Source organism: Micromonospora sp. NPDC047670 (assembly GCF_043204915.1).
Classification (GTDB): Bacteria; Actinomycetota; Actinomycetes; order Mycobacteriales; family Micromonosporaceae; genus Micromonospora.
The window spans coordinates 461330-477745 of record NZ_JBIDDA010000002.1 but is presented as its reverse complement, the minus strand read 5'-3'; the positions used below and the strand labels follow the sequence as shown (position 1 = coordinate 477745).

14 protein-coding genes are annotated in these 16416 nt (G+C 74.0%); 6 read left to right on the top strand and 8 right to left on the bottom strand.

Annotated elements, in window-relative coordinates:
• Positions 1-35 precede the first annotated feature (35 nt).
• The gene (locus tag ACGF7U_RS06805; protein ID WP_393103712.1) at positions 36-1433 is read right to left on the bottom strand and encodes a DedA family protein; all 1398 of its coding nucleotides are present in this window, start codon (positions 1431-1433) and stop codon (positions 36-38) included.
• 135 nt (positions 1434-1568) lie between these two features.
• Here ACGF7U_RS06805 and typA point away from each other — a divergent pair, with 135 nt between their 5' ends.
• Both typA and ACGF7U_RS06795 read left to right on the top strand, forming a co-directional pair.
• Positions 1569-3437, top strand: coding sequence for a translational GTPase TypA (gene typA, locus ACGF7U_RS06800; protein WP_393103710.1), 1869 nt, complete (start codon positions 1569-1571; stop codon positions 3435-3437).
• Positions 3438-3585: 148 nt separating this feature from the next.
• Complete coding sequence (locus tag ACGF7U_RS06795; RefSeq protein WP_393103708.1) at positions 3586-4446, top strand: serine hydrolase; 861 nt, start codon at positions 3586-3588, stop codon at positions 4444-4446.
• Between the two features lie 6 nt (positions 4447-4452).
• Here the strand turns inward: ACGF7U_RS06795 and ACGF7U_RS06790 are convergent, their stop codons facing one another.
• A complete protein-coding gene (locus ACGF7U_RS06790) occupies positions 4453-5394 on the bottom strand; it encodes an NAD-dependent epimerase/dehydratase family protein (RefSeq protein WP_393103706.1) in 942 nt (313 codons plus the stop codon).
• 105 nt (positions 5395-5499) lie between these two features.
• Between ACGF7U_RS06790 and ACGF7U_RS06785 the strand changes: the two genes are divergently transcribed.
• Positions 5500-6204 carry a TetR/AcrR family transcriptional regulator gene (locus ACGF7U_RS06785; protein ID WP_393103704.1) on the top strand — a complete coding sequence of 235 codons (705 nt, stop codon included), beginning with the start codon at positions 5500-5502 and terminating at the stop codon, positions 6202-6204.
• Between the two features lie 4 nt (positions 6205-6208).
• On the opposite strand, the gene ACGF7U_RS06780 is transcribed toward ACGF7U_RS06785, so the two are convergent.
• A complete protein-coding gene (locus ACGF7U_RS06780; protein ID WP_393103702.1) occupies positions 6209-7006 on the bottom strand; it encodes a tyrosine-protein phosphatase in 798 nt (265 codons plus the stop codon).
• Positions 7007-7050: 44 nt separating this feature from the next.
• On the opposite strand from ACGF7U_RS06780, the gene ACGF7U_RS06775 reads away from it, so the two are divergent.
• Both ACGF7U_RS06775 and ACGF7U_RS06770 read left to right on the top strand, forming a co-directional pair.
• Positions 7051-8148, top strand: coding sequence for a mandelate racemase/muconate lactonizing enzyme family protein (locus ACGF7U_RS06775; RefSeq protein WP_393103700.1), 1098 nt, complete (start codon positions 7051-7053; stop codon positions 8146-8148).
• A gap of 54 nt (positions 8149-8202) precedes the next feature.
• A complete protein-coding gene (locus ACGF7U_RS06770) occupies positions 8203-9120 on the top strand; it encodes an NlpC/P60 family protein (RefSeq protein WP_393103698.1) in 918 nt (305 codons plus the stop codon).
• Between the two features lie 63 nt (positions 9121-9183).
• Here ACGF7U_RS06770 and ACGF7U_RS06765 read toward each other — a convergent pair whose 3' ends face one another.
• The 3 genes from ACGF7U_RS06765 to pnuC form a co-directional block, all read right to left on the bottom strand.
• Positions 9184-10185, bottom strand: a complete 1002-nt coding sequence (locus ACGF7U_RS06765; protein ID WP_393103696.1) for a TerC family protein — start codon at positions 10183-10185, stop codon at positions 9184-9186.
• Positions 10186-10571: 386 nt separating this feature from the next.
• A complete protein-coding gene (locus tag ACGF7U_RS06760; protein ID WP_393103694.1) occupies positions 10572-11717 on the bottom strand; it encodes an AAA family ATPase in 1146 nt (381 codons plus the stop codon).
• On the bottom strand, positions 11714-12367 hold the full coding sequence (pnuC, locus tag ACGF7U_RS06755) for a nicotinamide riboside transporter PnuC (protein ID WP_393103692.1): 654 nt from the start codon (positions 12365-12367) through the stop codon (positions 11714-11716). The genes ACGF7U_RS06760 and pnuC overlap by 4 nt, the downstream gene beginning before the upstream one ends.
• A 128-nt stretch (positions 12368-12495) precedes the next feature.
• On the opposite strand from pnuC, the gene ACGF7U_RS06750 reads away from it, so the two are divergent.
• Positions 12496-12789, top strand: a complete 294-nt coding sequence (locus ACGF7U_RS06750; protein ID WP_393103690.1) for an antibiotic biosynthesis monooxygenase family protein — start codon at positions 12496-12498, stop codon at positions 12787-12789.
• A gap of 130 nt (positions 12790-12919) precedes the next feature.
• Here the strand turns inward: ACGF7U_RS06750 and ACGF7U_RS06745 are convergent, their stop codons facing one another.
• A complete protein-coding gene (locus tag ACGF7U_RS06745; RefSeq protein WP_393103687.1) occupies positions 12920-13780 on the bottom strand; it encodes a helix-turn-helix domain-containing protein in 861 nt (286 codons plus the stop codon).
• A 412-nt stretch (positions 13781-14192) separates the two neighbouring features.
• Positions 14193-16301, bottom strand: a complete 2109-nt coding sequence (uvrB, locus tag ACGF7U_RS06740; protein ID WP_393103685.1) for an excinuclease ABC subunit UvrB — start codon at positions 16299-16301, stop codon at positions 14193-14195.
• Positions 16302-16416: the final 115 nt, after the last annotated feature.

The following is a 16416-nucleotide window of genomic DNA, read 5'->3' as shown; positions in this document are numbered from 1 at the left end:
AGGAGCCGCCGGGCGGCACGGTCCGGAGCGCCGCCTCAGGCGTCGGCGGGCACCGCCGTCGCTTCCGGCTCCGCCGGGGCGTCACCCACCGCCCGGTCCCGGGTGGCCCAGGCCACCACGAACAACGCCGTCCACGCCACCCCGAGCAGCACCGCCGTCGCGCTGCCGCTGGCGGTGCTCAACCCCAGGTAGAGGCGGGCGCCGACGATGCCGACCACGCCGGCCGCCGCGCCGGTCCAGGCGGCCACCGCCACCGGCCAGCGCGCCCCGCGCGACAGCAGCCAGGCCAGGGTGCAGAGACTGGCCGCCACCACGGCGTTCTGCGTCGGGAACAGGCCGGCGTCCCGGCCGTCCGGGCCGCCCGTGCCCGGCCCGGTCAGGTCGACCACCACGGCGAGCACCACCAGCGGAACGAACGCCCCGACCGTGCCGACGACGCTGAGCAGGTCGGCCCGCCAGGGCCGGTTGCGCCAGGCCAGCACCGCGGCCACGACGGCCACCAGCACGATCAGCGACGAGCCGCGCAGCGCCGAGACCACCGCCAGCGTGACGTCGACCGCACCGGGCGTACGCCGGTCGGCGAACCAGTCGGCGATGGCGCCGTCGATCGCCGCCAACCCGCTGTGCCGGACCACCGCGTCGAGCACCCAGGCGATGGCGAAGCCGGCCACGAAGAGCAGCAACAGCCCGCCGGCCAGGTTGATCAGCAGCGTCCAGGTCGGCCCGACGTACATGGCGAGCAGGAAGAACAGCACGCCGTACCGGCCGCTGAGCCAGCGCACCGGCCCCAGCCCGGCGGCCCGGGAGGCCAGCGCGCGGGCCGGGTCCGGGTTGCGGCCCAGCCACCGCCCGGCCAGCACCACCGCGACCAGCGCGGCCACCAGCACCAGCACCGCGCCGGTGGCCCGCCCGAGCAGCCGGGAGACCGTCTCGTACGACTCCCCGGCCAGGTTGCCCGCGAGCACCGAGCCGCCCACCCAGGTCACCACGCCGGCGAGGTTCCACGGCGCGAACCGCCGGTACGGCATTCCCGCCGCGCCGGCCAGCCGGGGCACCAGGGTGCGGGCGAAGGCCACCCAGCGGGCGGTCAGCACCCCGCGCCCGCCCAGCCGGCCGAGCATCGCCTCCGCCCGGCCCCACCGCTCGTGGCCGACCCGGGTGCCCAGCCGGCCGGCGCGCAGCCGGGGCCCGTACCGGCGGCCGGCCCGGAACGCGAGTGTGTCCCCGATCACCGCTGCAAGGATCATCACCAGCAGGGCCGGGGCGAGGCGCAGCGTCCCCGCGTACGCTAGGAAACCGACCAGCAGCAGGGTCGCCTCGCCCGGCACCAGCAGACCGAAGATCACCGCGGTCTCCCCCGCGACGATTGTCGCGGCGATCACATAGATCAGCAGGGGCGGCAGGCCCTGCAGCCAGGTCAGCAGGTCGTGCATCGGGCCCCCATTCCCACGGGGGTCAGCATGCCAGGCGCTGAAACGGTCGGAACATCAGTTTCGGCAGAGATCCGGGCCATCTGGGGGGAGACCCCGACGCGTGCCCCGGCAACCGCAGACAGGAGTATGGAGGGTATGCAGCTTCGCACCGACCTCCGCAACGTCGCCATCATCGCCCACGTCGACCACGGCAAGACGACCCTGGTCGACGCCATGTTGCGGCAGGCCGGCGCCTACGGCGCCCGCGGCGAGGTAACCGAGCGGGTCATGGACTCGATGGACCTCGAACGGGAAAAGGGCATCACCATCCTGGCCAAGAACACCGGCGTGCGGTACATGCCGGCGGACGGCTCCGACCCGGTGACCATCAACATCATCGACACGCCGGGCCACGCCGACTTCGGCGGCGAGGTGGAGCGCGGCCTCACCATGGTCGACGGCGTGGTGCTGCTGGTGGACGCCAGCGAGGGCCCCCTGCCGCAGACCCGGTTCGTGCTCCGCAAGGCGCTCAAGGCCCGCATGCCGATCATCCTGGTGATCAACAAGGTGGACCGCCCCGACGCCCGGATCAAGGAGGTCGTGGACGACACCTACGAGCTCTTCCTCGACCTGGACGCCGACGAGGAGCAGATCGACTTCCCGATCGTCTACGCCTGTGCCCGCGACGGCATCGCCTCGCTGACCCAACCCGCCGACGGCGCGGTCCCCGACGACAGCAGCTCGTTGGAGCCGCTGTTCCGCACCCTGCTCGACACCATCCCGCCGCCCGCGTACGACGAGGGCGCGCCGTTGCAGGCGCACGTCACCAACCTCGACGCCTCCCCGTTCCTCGGCCGGCTGGCGCTGTGCCGGGTGCGCCAGGGCACCATCAGCAAGGGCCAGACCGTGGCCTGGTGCCGCACCGACGGCAGCACCCAGCGGGTCCGCATCTCGGAGCTGCTGATGACCGAGGGTCTGGAGCGCAAGCCGGCCGACTCGGCGGGCCCGGGCGACATCATCGCGGTCGCGGGCATCCCCGAGATCATGATCGGTGAGACCCTGGCCGACGCGGAGAACCCGCAGCCGCTGCCGCTGATCACCGTCGACGAGCCGGCCATCTCGATGACCATCGGCACCAACACCTCGCCGCTGGTCGGCCGGGTCAAGGGCGCCAAGGTCACCGCCCGGATGGTCAAGGACCGGCTCGACAAGGAACTGATCGGCAACGTGTCGCTGCGGGTGCTGCCCACCGAGCGTCCCGACGCCTGGGAGGTGCAGGGCCGCGGCGAGCTGGCGCTGGCCATCCTGGTCGAGCAGATGCGCCGCGAGTCCTACGAGCTGACCGTGGGCAAGCCGCAGGTCGTCACCAAGGAGATCGACGGCAAGACCTGCGAGCCGGTCGAGCGACTCACCATCGACGCCCCGGAGGAGTACCTCGGCGCGATCACCCAGTTGCTGGCGACCCGCAAGGGCCGGATGGAGCAGCTGGTCAACCACGGCACCGGCTGGATCCGGATGGAGTGGCTGGTCCCGGCCCGCGGCCTGATCGGCTTCCGCACCGAGTTCCTCACCGAGACCCGGGGCACCGGCATCCTGCACCACGTGTTCGAGTCGTACGAGCCGTGGTTCGGCGAGCTGCGCACCCGCAACAACGGCTCGCTGGTCGCCGACCGCGCCGGGGCGGTCACCGCCTTCGCGATGACCAACCTCCAGGAGCGCGGCCAGCTCTTCGTCGAGCCCGGCACCGAGGTGTACGAGGGCATGATCGTCGGGGAGAACTCCCGCTCCGACGACATGGACGTCAACATCACCAAGGAGAAGAAGCTCACCAACATGCGCTCGTCGACGGCCGACGAGACCGAGAAGCTGATCCCGCCGCGCAAGCTGTCGCTGGAGCAGGCCCTCGAGTTCTGCCGCGAGGACGAGTGCGTCGAGGTCACCCCGGCCGCCGTGCGGATCCGCAAGGTGGTGCTCGACCAGCAGCTCCGCGGCCGGGCCGCCGCCCGCCGCAAGCACGCCGGCTGACGTACGACGGCAGCCGCCCCGGAGCCCGGACCGCCCCGCGCGGTCCGGGCTCCGCCCGTTACGGTCCGGGCTCCGCCCGTCATCCCCGCACGGTGCGACCGCTCGCCCCGGCCGGCCGCCCCGGCGATGATCCGCTACGGTCACCCGCATGACCTGGGACGAACTCGACGCACACCTGGACGGGGTGCCCGGCACCGTGTCGGCGTACCTGGGGCGCCTCGGCGCCGGCCCCACCTGGACCCGGCACGCCGACGCCACCCACTACGCGGCCAGCACCATGAAGGCCGCGGTGCTCGTCGCGCTGCACCGGGCCGCCGAGGCCGGCGCCCTCGACCTGGACGCGCCGGTGCCGGTGCGCAACGAGTTCGACTCGGCGCTGCCCGGCGCGCCCCGGTTCTCCTGCGCCCGCCACTACGACAACGACGAGGCCGTCTGGGACCGGGTCGGCGACAGCGCGTCACTGCGCTGGCTCGCCCACCGGATGATCGTCCGGTCCAGCAACCTGGCCACCAACCTGGTCATCGGCCACGTCGGCCTGCCGGCGGTGGCGGAGGTTTGGGCCCTCGCCGGAGCCCGGCACAGCGTCACCGGGCGGGGCATCGAGGACTTCGCGGCCCGCGACGCGGGCATCACCAACCTCGTCACCGCCGCCGACCTGGCCGCCCTGCTCGGCGCGCTGGCCGCCGGCGCGCACACCCCGGGCCCGCTCGCCCCGCCGGCCGCCTGCGCCGCCATGCTCGACGTGCTGTTCGCCCAGGAACACCGCGAGGACCTGGCCGCCGGGCTGCCCGAGGGCACCCGCATCGCGCACAAGAACGGCTGGGTGCGCGGCGTGCGGCACGGCGCCGGGGTGGTCTTCCCCGACGACGCGCCGCCGTACGCGATCGTCGTGTGCACCACCACCGACCTCGCCGACGGCGGCCCCACCGGCGAGGAGGCGGAGGACGACGCCTGCCGGCTGATCGCGCGGATCTCCGCCGCCGCCTGGGCCGGCCGGCACGACCTGTGACGGCGCTCAGCCCGCCGGGGCCAGCACCGCACGGAACCAGTCGACGGTCGAGGCCAGCGCCTCCCGAAGCGGCGTGGGCCGGACCGCGAACCGGGTCTCGAACGCCGTGGAGTCCATGACCTGCGGCTCCAGGTACTGGTAGAACAGTTCGGCGTACTCGCGCATGAACGCCGCGTCGAACGGACCCCACGGCCGCGGCGAGTCCAGCACGTCGACGGCGAGCGGGCGGCCCACCAGGCGCTCGATGGCCCGGTGCACCTCGCGGGTGGTGGGCGCGGGCGCGGCGGGCAGGTGCCAGACCCGCCCGGCGGCCTCCGGGTGGTCGCCGAGCAGCGCCAGGCCGGCCGCCACGTCGGGCAGGTAGCTGTAGCTGTGCGGCAGGTCGATGTCGCCCAGCGCCAGCGCGGTGCCCCCGGTCAGGGCGGCCGGGAAGACCGTGCCGCCGAGGCTGGAGTTGAACACGCCGGGTCCGAAGAAGTCCGCGGAGCGCCCCATCACCACCGACACCCGGCCCTGCCGGTGCGCGTCGAGGTACGCGGCGTCCAGGTCGGCGCGCATCCGACCCTTGGCGCTCACCGCCCGCCACGGCGTCTCCTCGGTCATCACCGCCCCGCCGGTCGGCCCGTACGGGTAGAGCGTGTCGAGCACCACCAGCCGCGCGCCCACCGCCGCGGTGGCGGCCAGCACCGCCCGCTGCATGCGGGGCATCACCTCGACCTGCTGCGCGTAGGGCACGTTCGCGCAGTGGTGGACGACCGTGGCGCCGGCCAGCGCGGCCGTGGCCTGCTCCGGGTCGGTGAGGTCGGCGGCGACCCGTTCGGCGCCCGGCACCGCGGCCTCGCCGCTTCGGCTGACCACGCGGACCCGGCGGCCCCGGTCGACCAGGTGGGTGGCGAGGGTGGTGCCGGCGGGCCCGGCACCCAGGACGACGTGCAGTTCCCCAGACATCTCGACTCCTTGGTTATATGTTATCGCGTTGGTTATAGCTTCTAACCGAAGTTATGATCTGTCAATGGTGCCGCACGTCACGCGGCCGACGGACGGAGAGACGACGTGCCGAAGACCGACGACAGCCCGCGCGGGCGGTACCGCGCCCAGGTCCGCTCCGAGATCAAGCGGGCCGCCCTGGACCAGGTCGCCTCCGGCGGCGCGGCCGCCGTCGCCCTCAACGGCATCGCCAAGCGGCTCGGCGTCTCCGGCCCGGCCCTCTACAAGTACTTCGGCAGCCGTGACGAGCTGCTCACCGAGCTGATCCTCGACGGGTACGCCGACCTGGCCACCGCCGTGGCCCGGGCCGCCGAGGCGGCGGCCGGGCAACCCGCCCGCGCCCGCCTGCACGCCCTCGCCGAGGCGTTCCATGCCTGGGCGGTCGCCCACCCGCAGACCTATCTCCTGCTCACCGGCCCGCCGAGCCCCACCTACCAGGCCCCGCCCGAGACCGTCGACCGGGCGCGGGCCGTGCTCGGCCCGTTCCTCGGCGTCCTGGCCCACGGGCGACCCGGCACCCCCGGCACCGCCCTGCGCGACCAACTCGACCACTGGTCCGCCGGCACGCCCGAGGTGACCGCCTGGGTCGCGGCGTACGCGCCCGACGCCGACGCCGGGGCGGCGCTGGCGGGCGCCGTCACCGTCTGGGCGCGCCTGCACGGCGTCATCGGGCTGGAGGCGGTCGGCCACTTCGCCGGGATGGGCTTCGCGCCGGCCACCCTGCTCCGCGCCGAGATCGACGCGCTCGCCGACGCGTACGGGCTGCCCTGAGCCGTCACTCCAGCAACTGCGCCCGCAGCGCCGCCACGATGTCGTCGGTGACCCCCAGCCCGTCCCGCAGGTACGCCCCGAACGAGCCGTGCACCCGGCGCACCTCCGCGTACGCGGCGTCGAGGTACTCCGGACGCACCTCCAGCACCGGGCGCACCGCCGCGACGTCCAGCCCCGGCTGCCGCCGGCGCATCGCCTCCAGGATGACCTCCCGCAGGCTCTCGGTCAGCCGGTTGTTGGCCAGGTAGTCCGCCCGGATCGCCGCCTCGTCCACGCCGAGCGCGTTGAGCAGCAGCACCGTCAGCCAGCCGGTGCGGTCCTTGCCGGCCGAGCAGTGGTAGACCAGCGGCAGGTTCCGCGCCTCCGCCGCCAGCCGCACCGCCGCGCCGAAGCTCTCCCGCGCCGACTCCCCGGTGACGAACCAGCGGTAGATCGCCGCCATCGCCGCCGGGGTGCCCTCCTCGGCCAGGGCCGCGTACGCGCCCAGGTCGTGGCCGAGCAGCACCGCCGAGACGTAGGTGAAGACGGGGTGTTCGGCGTCGTGCACCGGCAGGTGCACCACCGTCGGCTCGCCCGGCAGCCGGTCCGGCGGGGCGACCGCGATCTCCGAGTGGTCCCGCAGGTCGACCACGCAGGCCGGGCCGAGCTTCGCCAGCACCGGCAGGTCCTCGTCGGCGAGGCGGCCCAGCGCCGGGGTGCGGATCAGCACGCCCCTGCGCACCCGCCGACCGTCCGCCCCGACCAGCCCGCCGAGGTCCCGGGCGTTCGGCGCGCCCACCAGTTCCCAGTCCCGCCCGCTCATGCGGCCTCCCCTTCGGCTGCGCGTGTCCGTATAGGGTGCCCCACATGACGATCGCCGCGGTACGCACCCACCGGCTCTCCGCGCCCCTGCACACCCCGTTCGTCACCGCGCTGCGCCGCACGACCACCGTGGAGACCCTGGTGGTGGAGGTCGTCGACGCCGACGGCCGCTCCGGCTACGGCGAGGCGCCCCAGGTGTGGCAGGTGACCGGCGCCTCGGTCGCCGGCTCCGAGGCGTGCGTCCGCGACCTGCTCGGCCCGGCGCTCACCGGCCGCGACCCCGACGACCTGGTGGCCCGGTGCACCGAGGTGCAGCGCGCCGTCGCCGGCAACGAGGCGGCGAAGGCGGCCGTCGACGTCGCGCTGCACGACCTGGCGGCGCGGCGGCTCGGGGTACCGCTGGTGCGACTGCTGGGCGGCACGGGCCTGCGGGTCCCCACGGACGTCACGCTCGCCGCGGGCGACGCCGTGGACCTGGCGGCGGCGGCCCGGCAGCGGCAGGCCGAGGGCTTCGGCGTGCTCAAGATGAAGGTGGGCACCGACGCCGCCGGCGACCTGGAGCGGGTCCGCGCCGTGCGGGCGGCGGTCGGCCCGGACGTGCGGATCCGGCTCGACGCCAACCAGGGGTGGACCCCACGCGAGGCGGTCCGGGTGATCCGAGGCGTCGAGGACGCGGGGCTCGACGTGGAACTGGTCGAGCAACCCGTCCCCCGCTGGGACCTCGACGGGCTGGCCTGGGTCAGCGACCGGGTGGAGGTGCCGATCCTCGCCGACGAGTCGGTCTTCGGCGTGCGGGACCTGGTCGAGGTGATCCGCCGCCGGGCCGCCGACATGGTCAACGTCAAGCTCGCCAAGTGCGGCGGCCTGCACCCCGCCCGGACCCTGCTCGACCTGGCCGCCGCGCACGGCCTCGGCACGATCGTCGGGTCGATGATGGAGAGCCAGGTGGGCATCGGCGCCGCCGCCAGCCTGGTCGCCGCCTACCGCACCACGGCCGTCGCCGACCTGGACGCCGCCTGGTGGCTGGCCTGGTCGCCGGTGCGGGGCGGCCTCCGGTACGACGGCGCGACCGTCGTCCTGCCGGACGCGCCGGGGCTCGGCGTGACGTCCGTGACTGAAGTAAAGATGCAGTCTCGTGATTGATGCCCGACGGAAACTTTCATAGGGTCGCGGGGGACAACCGAGCTGGGGGTGGACGTGGAGCTGCAACCGGGCCGGGAGGCCGTGGTCCGTGTCGCCGTCGCGACCCTCTGGACCTCCCCCGAGGCCGTACGGGCCGTCGACCGCCCCGCCCTCGCCGCGCGCACCGACATCGCCGGCTGGATCGCCGGCATGGACACCGACCAGCAGGTCGGTGACTGCGTGCTGAGCCAACTGCTGCTCGGCGAGCGGGTGCACGTCACCGAGGTCCGCCCGGACGGCTGGGCGCACGTGGTCGCCGTCGAGCAGCCGGCCGCCAAGCTGCACCCGCGCGGCTACCCCGGCTGGCTGCCCGCCGAGCAGCTCGTCCCCGACGCGGTCGTCCCCGACGCCGAGCCGCTCGTGGTCGACGCCACCGTCACCGCCCTGCGGACGGCGCCGGGCGGGGCCGAGGCGGTGCCCGGGGTGGTGCTCGGCACCCGGCTGGTCCCGGCCGGCCCGCCGGTCGACGGCTGGCGCCCCGTGCACGCGCCCGGTCACGCCGACCCGCTCTGGCTGCCCGCCGCCCACGCCGTGCCGGTCCCCACCACGCCCCCGTCGGCCGGGGAGGTGCTGGCCGTCGCCCAACGGCTGCTCGACGTGGTCTACATCTGGGGCGGGGTGTCGGCGTACGGCATCGACTGCTCCGGCCTGGTCCACCTGGCCTGGCGGCGACTCGGCGTGCTGCTGCCGCGCGACGCCGACGACCAGGCGGCGGCGACCACGCCGGTGCCGCTGGGCACGGAACGCCCCGGCGACCTCTACTTCTTCGCCCGGCCCGGACGGAAGATCCACCACATCGGCATCGTCACCGCCGAGCCGGGACCCGACGACGACCGGCGGATGCTGCACGCCTGCTACCGGCAGCGCCGGGTGCTGGAGGAGCGACTGCCGGCCGAGCGCACCGCCACCCTGGTCGGCGCGCACCGGGTCTGACCCCCGTACGGCACGAGGGGGCGCTCCCGGCCGGGAGCGCCCCCTCGTCGCGTCGGGTACGCGTCAGTGGCTGGCCTTGGCCAGCATCCGGCGTCGATCCCGGGAGGACTTGACGAGGCTGGCCGCGGTGGCCACGGCGAGGGTGCCGAGGATGATCGTCAGCGAGAGCCAGATCGGGATGTGCGGGGCCCAGGAGACGTGCTCCCCGCCGTTGATGAACGGCAGGTTGTTGTCGGCGAGCGCCTCCAGCACCAACTTGACGCCGATGAAGCCGAGCACCACGGCCAGGCCGTAGCTGAGGTAGATCAACCGGTCCAGCAGGCCGCCGAGCAGGAAGTAGAGCTGCCGCAGACCCATCAGCGCGAAGACGTTGGCGGTGAAGACCAGGTACGGCTCCTGGGTGATGCCGAAGATCGCCGGGATCGAGTCCAGCGCGAAGATCAGGTCGGTGGTGCCGATGGCGATCATGACGATCAGCATCGGGGTGAAGACCCGCTTGCCCTTCGGCGTGTGGGTGGTCAGCCGGGCGCCGTCGTAGTCCCGGGAGATCGGCAGCGCCTTGCGGCTCCACCGGATCAGCACGTTCTCGGTGAACTCGTCCTCGTCCGGCTCGCCCTGTCGGGCGAGGTTGATCGCGGTGTAGATGAGGAACGCGCCGAAGATGTAGAACACCCAGGAGAACTGGGAGATCAGCGCGGCGCCGGCGGCGATGAAGCCGCCCCGCATGACCAGCGCGAGCACGATGCCGACGAGCAGCACCTTCTGCTGGTACTTCCGGGGCACGCCGAAGCGCGCCATGATGATCACGAAGACGAAGAGGTTGTCGACCGAGAGGCTGTACTCGGTCAGCCAGCCGGTGTAGAACTGCCCCGCCGCGCTCGCCCCGGAGGCGAGCCAGACGCCGGCGCCGAAGATCAGGGCCAGGGCGACGTAGAAGCCGACCCACAGGCTCGACTCACGCACGCTCGGCTCGTGCGGCCGCCGACCGATGATCAGCAGATCCACGAGCAGGATCGCGGTCAGTACGACGAGGGTCCCCGCCCAGACCAGTCCGGACACGTCCAAGGTTCATTCCTCCGGCAGACACGCAACGACGGGCACACCGTACGCCCTCGGTGGGCGCGGTGTGCCGGTGACGCTGACTCTGGTGACTGTCGGAGGTCTCTTCCGTCACCGTCCCTGGGGGCGGTGACCGACGGAGCCGGGTCGCGCACCGGGGGTGGCGCTCGACCGTGCTGACGACTCCGTCGCGGGGGAATACTCCCCTCCTCGTCCGCCATTCTTGCCCACCACGCCCAGTCACCGCACCTCGGGCTGTCGGTGTCCTCCCCCACCCTCCCCGGCCGGCGACGCTTCCGCATCACCGTGCGCGGCCTTTCCGGGTGACGCGGGCATCAACCGCTCGATCCTGGCCCTTCCGGCGAGACGGGGCGCACCACCCGTAAGCCGTCCTAGGAGGCTAGGTGTGACGGGTCGACGGCCGCCGGATCGGCGGGGGGCCCGGCGGGCGCCACCGGATCCGCCAGCGACCAGCCGGCCGCGAGCAGCGCGTCGCAGGCCGCCACCGCGCGCGCCAGTCGCCGCGGATGCGGGCCGGCCAGCTCGACCACCGGCACGCCACAGCCGGCCAGCTCCGCCCGGAACCGCGCGGTCATCCACGGCCGCAGCCGCTCGCCGTCGCGCAGCCCGTCGTCGTCGAAGGGCACCCCCACGTGGTCGGTCAGCAGGTACAGCGCAGGCCGGCGGGCCGCCGCGCGCACCCGCGCCGAGGTCGACCCGAGGTAGCGCTCCTCCCAGACCGCGGTCGCCCGGGCGTCCGTGTCGCAGAACAGCAGCGGGCCGCACGAGCGGGCCGCGGCGTCCTCCGCCGCCTGCTGTTCCCGCACCACCTCGGCGAAGTCGTCGCGGTCCCACGTCACGTCGAAGATCGTGGCCGCCGGGTCCCGCTCGCGCAGCCGGGCCAGCTTCCGCTCGGTCAGTTCCCGGCCGTACTCCGGGACCCAGCGGGTGCCGTAGTGGGCCGCGAGGGCGGCAGCCATCGTGGTGGTGCCGGTGGACTCGGCGCCGAGCACCACCACCCGCCGCACGAACCAGGCCCGCACCGGCGCGCTGAGCCGGTCCCAGTGGCCCGCCGGGTCGGCGCGCACCGCCGTCCCGGAGACCGGCACGCTCCGCCGCCCCGGATCCACGCACACCCCGACGGCGTCGAAGCGCCGGGCCAGTTCCTCGCCGTACGCCTCGGAGGAGAAGACGGCGTCGACCCGCCGCCCGCCCAGCGCCTCGCGGAACACGGCGCAGTGCAGGTCCCACACCGTCGGGTCGGCGTAGTCCACCGGGTGGTCGTCGTGCCGGCCGACGAAGCGGACCCACGGCGTGCCCGCGTGCACCTCGCGCAGCCAGTCCAGCCGCGGGGCGAGCGGAATCGACTCCCGGCGCGACGGGGCCACCACCACGGTGACGGCCGCGCAGCGGGCGGCGGCGGCCTCGATCAGCGCGTGGTGACCCGCGTGCGGCGGATAGAACTTCCCCACCACCAGCCCGTGCCGGAACTCCGGCGCCGCCGGTCCGCCCGGGACGGCGGGCGTCCCCGCGCTCACGCCGACACCGGAGCCGGGCCGGGCGGCACCGGCGTCGCGGCGGCGCCGCGCCGCAGGTCCGCCCGCCACTCGCGCAGCCCGAGCACGCAGAGCCCGAGGAAGACCAGGTAGAGCGCCGCCGTGAGGTACAGGCCCTTGTAGGCGTACAGCGGGATGTAGATCACGTCGGCGGCGATCCAGAGCCACCAGCTCTCCACCCGCTTGCGGGTCTGCCCGTACGTCGCCAGCAGCGACAGCGCGGTGGTCAGCGCGTCCGGCAGCGGCACCGTCGAGTCGGTGACCCCGTCCAGCAGCGCCCACAGGGCGCTGGTCAGCGCCACCCCGGCGATGCCGAGCGCCCACCACTCCCGGCGGCCGGTCCGGGTGACCGTGAGCCGGGTACGCCGCTCGCCGCCGTAGAGCCACGCCCACCAGCCGTAGAGGCCCAGGCCGACGTAGACGACCTGGAGGCCGGCGTCGGCGTACAGGCCGGCGGTCCAGAACAGCAGCATCAGCAGCAGGACGTTGGCGATGCCGACCGGCCAGTTGGCGATCCGCTGCCGGGCCACCAGCCACACGTTGAGCACCCCCGTGGCGAAGCCCAGCAGCTCCCCCCGGGTGGTGCCGGTGTCCGCCACGGTGAACGCCGTGCCGGTGAGCCAGTCGATCATGCCGCTCCCTCTCCACGACCGGTGGCGGCCGGCCCCGGCCCCCAGCGCGCCCACCCTAGATCCGTCCGACCACCGGGAACAGTCCCCCGCCACGCCCGGCCGGCACACCGACGTGAAAGGCTGCGGGCATGGTGCTTGAGGTCGCGCTCATCGACGTACTGCCGGGACACGAGGACGAGTTCGCCGCCGCGTACGCCAAGGGGCACCCGGTGCTCGCCGGGACGCCGGGCTGCCGGTCGGTGCGGATGACGCGGGGCGTCGAGTCCCCGTCACGGTTCGTGCTGCTGGTCGAGTGGGACTCGGTCGAGGCGCACGAGGAGAATTTCCGGGGCACCGAGCGCTTCCCGCAGTGGCGGGCGCTGATCGGCCCGCACTTCGCCAACCCGCCGCTGGTCGAGCACTTCGTGGACGTGCCGGCCTGAGGCTGTCGTACCCCTGTCCTACCCTGCGCCGTGCACGCGCCGGCCGCCGGTCCCGACGGGCTCGGGGGCGCCGGGCCCGGTGGCCGCGCGGCGTGCCGGAGTCCGACGGGGCCGGGCTGCCGGTCCCGGCTCACTCCCCGCAGTGCCGGGTCAACGCCGCGACGGTCTCCGCCGGGCCGAGGGCCGCGTCGAGCAGCCAGTCGGTGAGCTGCTCGTACCGGTCGACGTCGGCCGCCGTCACCAGCCGCACGTCGGTGGTCAGCGCCTCCAGCATCACCGTGCGCGGGTCGGCCGGGTCAGGAAACGAATAGCAGGAGTACGGCGTGAGCGGCTGCGCCCCGCCCCGCGGGGAGACGCCCCGGGGCAGCAGCCGGATCGTCACGTGCGGCAGCCCGGCCAGGTCGACCAGGTGCCGCACCTGCTCGCGCCACACCTGCGGCGGGGTGTCGCCGGCCTCGCAGGCCGCCTCGGCGAGCACCGCCGTGTAGCGGGGCGGGTCGGCGCGGCGCAGCACCTCGTGCCGCATCGCGCGGGCCCGCACGTCGGCCTCCACGTCGACCGTCGGGTCGAGCAGCCGCCCGGCGGCGATCCGCAGCCGCGCGTACGCCGGGGTCTGGAGCAGCCCCGGCACCACGGCGGGCTGCCAGTCCACGATGGTCGCCGCCCCGGCCTCCAGCTCGGCGTAGGTGCGCTGCCGCTCGCCCATCTCCCCCAGCGCCTTCCACCAGCCCCGGCTGGTGGCCGCGTCGCGGGCGATGACGATGAGCGCGTCCCGCTGCGGCGGCGGCACGTCGTAGACGTCGAGCAGGTCGAGCACGTCGGCGAGGTCGGGCCGGCTCTGCCCCAACTCGATGCGGGACAGCTTCGAGGTGGAGGCCCAACCGAGCCGGTCGCAGACCTGCTCCAGCGTGAGCGACTCCCGCCGGCGCAACTGGCGCAGCTCGGCGCCCAACCGCGCGCGTCGAATGACCGGACTCGTTGGCAACGGCATCCCCGCCTCCCCACCGAGGGAGAGTACGCAGGACGATCACCCAGCGCAATAGTTCGCTCGCGTACCGCAACCGAGACGCTGTCGCCCCCGTGCACCGAGCGCGCCCGCCGCGCGCCGGCCAGCGCCGGCACGCGCCGACCGACCAGGCGTTCCCGCCACGCCACGGCGGTGCGGTGACGGATTCCCGTCGTCACCGCCGGACCGCCCGCGGGGCCCGGTCGGGGGGGGGGGGGGGGGGGGGGGGGGGGGGGGGGGGGGGGGGGGGGCCGCCCCGCGCCCCCCCGCCCCCCCCCCCCCCCCGCGGCGCCCCCCCCCCCCCGGGGGGGGGGGGGGCGGGCCCCCCGCGCCCCCCCCGGCCCCCCGGGGGGGCCGGGGGGGGGCGCCGCCGCCCCGCGCCGGCGACGCCCGGAAGTCACTTCACGCCGGCCGCGTCCATGCCACGCAGTTCCTTCTTCAGGTCGGCGACCTCGTCGCGGATCCGGGCGGCCAGCTCGAACTGCAGCTCACGCGCCGCGGCCAGCATCTGGTCGTTGAGTTCCTGAATGAGCTGGGCCAGCTCGGCCCGGGCCATCCCCTCCCGCGCCGGCCCGGCGCCGCCGGCCCGGCTGCGGCTGCGGGTCTCCTTGACCGGCGCCTTGCCCCGGGAGAGCTGCCGCACCGCGCCGCCGACCCGGCTGTTCTCGGTGTCCTCCGCCTCGCGGTAGATGTCGTCGAGGATGTCGTGGATCTTCTTGCGCAGGGGCTCGGGGCTGATGCCGTGCGCCTCGTTGTGCGCGATCTGCTTGGCCCGCCGGCGGTCGGTCTCCTCGATCGCGTCCGCCATCGACGGGGTGATCTTGTCGGCGTACATGTGGACCTGACCGGAGACGTTCCGGGCCGCCCGGCCGATGGTCTGGATCAGCGACCGGCCGCTGCGCAGGAAGCCCTCCTTGTCGGCGTCCAGGATGGCGACCAGCGACACCTCGGGCAGGTCGAGGCCCTCCCGGAGCAGGTTGATGCCGACCAGGACGTCGTAGTCGCCCTTGCGCAGCTCCCGCAGCAGCTCCACCCGGCGCAGCGTGTCGACCTCGGAGTGCAGGTAGCGCACCCGGATGCCGTTCTCCAGCAGGTAGTCGGAGAGGTCCTCGGCCATCTTCTTGGTCAGCGTGGTGACCAGCACCCGCTCGTCGCGCTCGGTGCGCAGCTTGATCTCGTGCATCAGGTCGTCGATCTGGCCCTTGGTGGGCTTGACGACGACCTCGGGGTCGATCAGCCCGGTGGGCCGGATCACCTGCTCGACGAACTCGCCCTGGGCCTGCTCCAGCTCCCACGGGCCGGGCGTGGCGGACAGGAAGACCATCTGGCCGACCCGCTCCAGGAACTCGTCGAACCGCAGGGGCCGGTTGTCGGCCGCGCTGGGCAGCCGGAAGCCGTGGTCGATCAGCATCCGCTTGCGGGACGCGTCGCCCTCGTACATGCCGCCGATCTGCGGGATCGTCACGTGCGACTCGTCGACGACCGTCAGGAAGTCGTCGGGGAAGTAGTCGAGCAGACAGTGCGGCGGGCTGCCGGGCAGCCGCCCGTCCATGTGCATCGAGTAGTTCTCGATGCCCGAGCAGAACCCGACCTGCCGCATCATCTCGATGTCGTAGGTCGTGCGCATGCGCAGCCGCTGGGCCTCCAGCAGCTTGCCCTGCCGCTCCAGCTCGGCCAGCCGTTCGGCCAGCTCCGCCTCGATGTCGCGGATCGCCCGCTCCATCCGCTCCGGGCCGGCCGCGTAGTGGGTGGCCGGGAAGATGACCAGTTGGTCGACCTCCCTGACCACGTCGCCGGTCAGCGGGTTGAGGTAGTAGAGCTTCTCCACCTCGTCGCCGAAGAGCTCGACGCGGACCGCCAGCTCCTCGTACGCCGGGATGATCTCCAGCGTGTCGCCGCGGACCCGGAAGGTGCCCCGGTTGAAGGCCATGTCGTTGCGCGTGTACTGGATGTCGACCAGGCGGCGCAGCAGCTGATCGCGGTCGAGCTCCTGGCCCACCGCGACCCGGACGGCCCGGTCGAGGTACTCCTCCGGGGTGCCCAGGCCGTAGATCGCCGAGACGGTCGCCACGACGATCACGTCGCGACGGGTGAGCAGCGACATGGTCGCCGAGTGCCGCAGCCGCTCGACCTCCTCGTTGACCGAGGAGTCCTTCTCGATGTAGGTGTCGGTCTGCGGGATGTAGGCCTCGGGCTGGTAGTAGTCGTAGTAGGAGACGAAATACTCCACCGCGTTGTGCGGCAGCAGCTCGCTGAACTCCTTGGCGAGCTGCGCGCAGAGCGTCTTGTTCGGGGCGAGCACCAGGGTCGGGCGCTGCAGCCGCTCGATCAGCCACGCGGTGGTGGCGCTCTTGCCGGTGCCGGTCGCGCCGAGCAGCACCGTGTTGCGGTCGCCGCGCCGGACCCGGCGCTCCAGGTCGTCGATCGCGGCCGGCTGGTCACCGGCCGGCTGGAACTCACTGACGACCTGGAAGCGGCCGTCGAGCCGGGGAATGTCGAGCGCCATGACCTCAACGGTACGCCGGGGGTCCGACACCCCGCGCCGACTACGGGCGGTCCCTGATCGGCTTCGATATCGCCATTGTGTGGCCCATCTCACCGGACTACGCTCTCGGTGTAGG

Bases quoted from the DNA above. Each gene is read 5' to 3' on its own strand.
- ACGF7U_RS06745 (WP_393103687.1), bottom strand. From the start codon at position 13,780: ATGCCGTTGCCAACGAGTCCGGTCATTCGACGCGCGCGGTTGGGCGCC.
- ACGF7U_RS06790 (WP_393103706.1), bottom strand. From the start codon at position 5,394: ATGTCTGGGGAACTGCACGTCGTCCTGGGTGCCGGGCCCGCCGGCACC.
- pnuC (WP_393103692.1), bottom strand. From the start codon at position 12,367: ATGATCGACTGGCTCACCGGCACGGCGTTCACCGTGGCGGACACCGGC.
- ACGF7U_RS06805 (WP_393103712.1), bottom strand. From the start codon at position 1,433: ATGCACGACCTGCTGACCTGGCTGCAGGGCCTGCCGCCCCTGCTGATC.
- ACGF7U_RS06750 (WP_393103690.1), top strand. From the start codon at position 12,496: ATGGTGCTTGAGGTCGCGCTCATCGACGTACTGCCGGGACACGAGGAC.
- uvrB (WP_393103685.1), bottom strand. From the start codon at position 16,301: ATGGCGCTCGACATTCCCCGGCTCGACGGCCGCTTCCAGGTCGTCAGT.
- ACGF7U_RS06780 (WP_393103702.1), bottom strand. From the start codon at position 7,006: ATGAGCGGGCGGGACTGGGAACTGGTGGGCGCGCCGAACGCCCGGGAC.
- ACGF7U_RS06775 (WP_393103700.1), top strand. From the start codon at position 7,051: ATGACGATCGCCGCGGTACGCACCCACCGGCTCTCCGCGCCCCTGCAC.
- ACGF7U_RS06795 (WP_393103708.1), top strand. From the start codon at position 3,586: ATGACCTGGGACGAACTCGACGCACACCTGGACGGGGTGCCCGGCACC.
- typA (WP_393103710.1), top strand. From the start codon at position 1,569: ATGCAGCTTCGCACCGACCTCCGCAACGTCGCCATCATCGCCCACGTC.